Origin of the sequence: Candidatus Phytoplasma citri, from assembly GCF_002009625.1 — a bacterium.
Taxonomy (GTDB): domain Bacteria; phylum Bacillota_I; class Bacilli_A; order Acholeplasmatales; family Acholeplasmataceae; genus Phytoplasma; species Phytoplasma citri.
The window spans coordinates 1-4,967 of sequence record NZ_MWKN01000048.1; the positions used below are offsets into that span (position 1 = coordinate 1).

General features: G+C 24.3%; 3 protein-coding genes. All 3 read right to left on the minus strand.

Going from position 1 to position 4,967, the window contains the following annotated elements; all coding sequences use genetic code 11:
- Positions 1–60 precede the first annotated feature (60 nt).
- Entirely contained in the window at positions 61–1,062 is a 1,002-nt protein-coding gene (locus B2G44_RS01645; protein ID WP_257616367.1) for a DNA topoisomerase, read from the minus strand.
- Between the two features lie 88 nt (positions 1,063–1,150).
- Positions 1,151–2,002 (minus strand): ribosome biogenesis GTPase YlqF, encoded by an 852-nt coding sequence (gene ylqF / locus B2G44_RS01650; protein WP_078123112.1) that lies wholly within the window; start codon positions 2,000–2,002, stop codon positions 1,151–1,153.
- Positions 2,003–2,060: 58 nt separating this feature from the next.
- Positions 2,061–2,801: a hypothetical protein gene (locus B2G44_RS01655; protein WP_078123113.1), complete on the minus strand. Its 741-nt coding sequence runs from the start codon at positions 2,799–2,801 to the stop codon at positions 2,061–2,063.
- Between the last annotated feature and the right edge of the window lie 2,166 nt (positions 2,802–4,967).

Sequence of the window (4,967 nt, forward strand, 5' to 3'; positions counted from 1 at the left end):
CATTCTTTCGTTTGTCAAACCGACCATCTCCTTTCAGAGTTTATCAGCTCTGGCTATTGGTTAGATAGCACGAAATTTAGGCCTCTTTGGCGCCCTATTATTAACATAAGAAGAGCCAAATTTTTCAGAAATAAATTTTTTAGCTTCTCCTATAAACTCTTGAGACATACAATAAGAATCAGTTCTCATATAAGTAATCAATCCAATTATTTCTTGGTTTATTTTCACACCTTCGTAAAGTTTTTGAGAAATTATCATAGTTTTTCGGGAATTCATTCCTAAATATTTAAACGCTTCTTGTTGTAAAGTAGCTGTAATAAATGGTTTAGGCGGTTTACTTAAGGTTTTAGTTTTAATTACATCTTGTAAATAAAATTGTTTATCTTTGAGCTGATTTATAATTCGATCGGATTCTTCCGATTTAATTTTAGGTTTTTTCGGATCAACCATTAGATTAGCCGTAAAATCTCCAAAAAAAGCTTTAATTAAAAAATACTCTTCAGGAATGAATTCGTTATGTTCCTTTTCGCGTTCAGCAACCAGTTTTAAAGCTACTGATTGAACACGTCCTGCTGATTTAGAACGAATACGTTTTACTAAAGATGACAATTTAAAACCGATAATTTTATCCAATATTAAACGAGTTTCTTGCGATTCTACTAAACGTTTATTAATTATTACAGGATTGTTAAAAGCTTTAATAACAACATTTTTATTAATTTCACTAAAAAAAATTCTATTTTTATGTAAAGGATTTAATTTTAAAACTTGAGCTAAATGCCATGCAATAGCTTCACCTTCTCTATCAAAATCAGTAGCTATAAAAACATTTTTATCTTTAGTTTTAGAAATCAACTCTTGAACTGTAGATTCTTTACCTTTAATAATACAATAATCAGGTTTAAAATTATTATCAATATCAATTCCTAAATTATCTTTACCTTTTAAAGATAAATTACGTATATGTCCTTTTGAAGATAAAACTAAAATTTTATGATCAAAAAAACTACTAATAGTTTTAGCTTTGGCAGGCGATTCTACAATAATTACTTTTGACTTCACAATTAAATGCTCCTTACAGAAATTATTAAAAATTAATAAAACGAATTTTTCTGTTATAAATTATTTTTAGGTCAAACTTTTAAATTAATTATATCACATTAAAGAAATTTAAATCAAAATTAACAGGACCTATAAAACCATTAGAAACTTTATGTAAAATCATTTCTAAAACTTTATTTTCATCAAGAATATTATTTTTTGTTAAATAAAGATTTTTTTGAGATATTTTATACCATAAATTAGGTGATTCTAATTCTTGTTCATCCAAATTAAAGCATTTTTTTAAATTTTGATAATAATTTTTTTTAAGATAAGTTAATAAATATTCTACAATAGGCAATTTCGGATATAAAGTGGATTTAATGCAACCACAAATAGCCAAATTATATCCAACATAAGGATCGCTAAATTTATGATATAAAATTCCAGGAGTATCTAATAATTTCATTCTCGGATCTATTTTAATCCATTGCATTTGTTTTGTGACACCTGGCATATTAGCAATTTTAACAACCTTTTTATTAGCTAAACAATTAATTAATGTTGATTTACCCACATTAGGAATACCGGTAATCATTAATCTTAAAATTTTATTTTCCAAAAAGGGATTTTTTATTTTTAAAATCTTATATATATAGGATTTAATTTGATGGATATTAATTTTTGATTTAGCATCAATCCATAATACTGGTATTTTATGTTTTTCGAAAAAATTTTTAAAAATATTTATTTTAGACATATCAGCTAAAGATATTTTATTTAATAATAATAAAAATGGCTTGTTATTAAATGTTTTCAATAATTCCCAATTAATACTTGAATAAGGTATTCTGGCATCTAAAATTACTAAAATTAAATCAATCATTTTTAAACATTGATTTATTTCTTTAAAGGTTTTTTTCATATGACCAGGAAACCATTGAATATAAAATTTACTCATTATCTTACTCTTCTTATTTTTTTCATAAAATAATAATTATTAAAATTATTAAATTTTATTATTTATTATTTTTATCTAATTCTTGTTTTAAATTTTGTAGATATAATTTTAAATCTTGATCAGGAACAAAAATTTTTTTACTATAAACCTTATATACTTCTTCACCGGATATCAAAATAATAGCTAAACCAATTTTATCTAATAAAATATGATAAAGGCGTTGTAAAAATAATTTTCTAGCCCAATAAAAAGGATTAATTAGATTAACCGAAGTGCTTAAAAAATTCATTACTTTATTAGTTTTTTGAATTTTGTGTAAATATTTTTTATTTATTAATTTAAATTTTAAAACCATAATTTGTCTCAAAGTCATACGTTTAAAAATACACAAAATTTTATTTTGAAATAAAATATCAATTCTTTTATGTAAATATTCTATTAATAATAAAGTTTCTCCAAGATTTAATTCTAAACAAGGAGAAGTCGATTTTGGATAAAAAATAGTTGCTATTTCTAAAGTTAATTTTTTTATTTCTTGAAACAATATTTCTATATATTTTTGGGGATTTTCTTGAGTTTTTTCTAAAAATGTTAATTGATGTTTTTTAATTAATTTATTGACTTTTTCATTTTCTGCTAAATCTTCTGTTTTATTAAAAGAAATTTTAAAATTTTTATTAAAATTTTTAACAATAAAAAATAAATATACCAGAGAAAAAGTAATACCTCCGGCACCAAATCCAGCTAAAAAAATTCCAAAAAATTTCAATTGATTCCATAAATTATTAACTAAAAACATATTCAATTTTCCTTTTAGATTTATTAATTATCCAATATATAAGGATAGATTATTTGAGTTTTTTTGACAGCTATCAAATATTACAAACAGTCCCTATCCAAACGGTGCGAATAATTTTTCCAGCACACCGTCTCCCCTAATTTATCCCTTTTTAAGGATTAAATTTATGTCGCTACTGATTAAATGTTTATTCTTGATCTTTTGTATTTTTTAAGATTTTCGATATTATATATTTTTTGTCTGGTGCGCTTACAATGATCAATCTTAAAAATATATTTGTTGACAGTTTTTTCTCGATAATATATTTTAATTATCTGTTTACTGTTTAAAGAATTTTTAGTTTTTTTGATTATGGTATTTTTTGGTAAGATTAATTTTAACCATAAAGAATAAAAATTTACTACCTTTCTTTATTATAACAATCTTGAATTTATCTATGCTGATTTTCAAATCTAAATCTTTAATCAGTCACTTCCAAAATAATTTTTTAATTATTTTCATTTTATCTTTTTTCTCTTTAATGCCGATTATAAAATCATCGGCATATCTCACGTATTCCGATTGAAGATCAGAGTCGAGCTGTTTAGTTTTTAACTTTCTTTGTAAAAACCCCCCTTTAAATATATAGCTTTATGATATGATTTCTCTTTAGGGGGATCTTGACTTTGATTTGTTATTTACCCCCTTTTCATGATGTTCATTTGCAATCATTTCGGGATAGTTTTGAGCACTTGTTTCCGATTTATTAATAAAGATAGATATAAATATAATGTTTTTGGAGGACCTTGTAGTTGATGACGCCAAGTTAACCTTTAATATCAATCTTAAGCAGATAATCGATGCAATTATTCTAGGACTTTTTGGACGTTTCCGTCTTGGATTAAAGTTCTGGTTTTCTCTTTTCATTTGGGAAGATTCGCCCTTTTAAACAGTTTGAGATTATTTGGATTGTGAACGTATTTTCAGTGATACTTTAATTTATTTAAATTTAGCTCCTCTTCTGTTTGCTCTGGGGTAGTTCCTGCTTATATATTGGTGGCAACCCAGTTAAACATTAAGAATGTATTCGATAATTTTGAAGACCGGTCAATAGTTTTACCCTTCTGAATACTAAAATTCACTTTATCCTTAGATCTAATTACTTTTATTTCATTATTGATTAATTTAATCACTAGCTTTTATAATTATCTAAGTTACTCTCAAATATAGATCTTGGTTCTTTAGGCGAAGTAACCATTTATTAATGATGAAATTCCAGGTTTATTAATCGATAAACTCTCCAATACATATCGCGTATATTGATAACCTATGGACTGCTTGTTTTCAGTAATTTGCGAAACAGGATGTCATTATTAAATCTGCTCATTCTTCTTATGCTTTATTAGGATTATTCTTAGAACTATTCGGTGACGATATCTTCTTTGATTAACTACTTCGTCGCAACCCGCTTTTATGGTTTGCTATAATCCAACATCTTTTCATTTGTCGGACCGACCATCTCCTTTCAGAGTTTATCGGCCCTGGCTATTGGTTAGATAGCATGAAATTTGGCTTATTTGGTGCCTTTCATGTAATGTAAATTTATATTAAATAATCTCTATTTAGGTATATAAAACTCTTAAAGTAATTATTAATGACAAAAAAATTTCATAATTAAAAAACAAAGTAATCAATTCTTTTTGATTATTGTTGAATGAGAATATTTGTGAATAAATTAATATAAATCTTTTAGTTTATTCAGATTTTATATATAATTTTCAGTTTAACAAATAATTTTTTGTTATGAATATTAAAATATATCGTTTATTTTTATTATTTAATTATTTTTTTATTAAATGAATTAAAATTTATATTTTTTATGAATATTTTAATTATTAATATTTTTTATAACCATCAACAATTATATAATAATATTTTGTTTAAATATTATTAACAAATAATATAAATCGGGATATAAATAATTGAATTAATAATAAATTTATTATTTATTATATATCTCTAAGTCTAGATTAATTACAAAATCGGAAAAGAAATTTTTCAATAATTTAGAACTTAATATAATAATACGGATAGATTAATTGCGTTTTATGCAGCGATTTGTATTTGCTGTTTTATTTACAATCAGCCCCCGTCCAAACCGGACAAGCAAGTTTCCCAGCACACCGC

Excerpts from the sequence above, each read along its gene's own strand:
- ylqF (WP_078123112.1), bottom strand. The coding sequence starts at position 2,002 with ATGAGTAAATTTTATATTCAATGGTTTCCTGGTCATATGAAAAAAACC.
- B2G44_RS01655 (WP_078123113.1), bottom strand. The coding sequence starts at position 2,801 with ATGTTTTTAGTTAATAATTTATGGAATCAATTGAAATTTTTTGGAATT.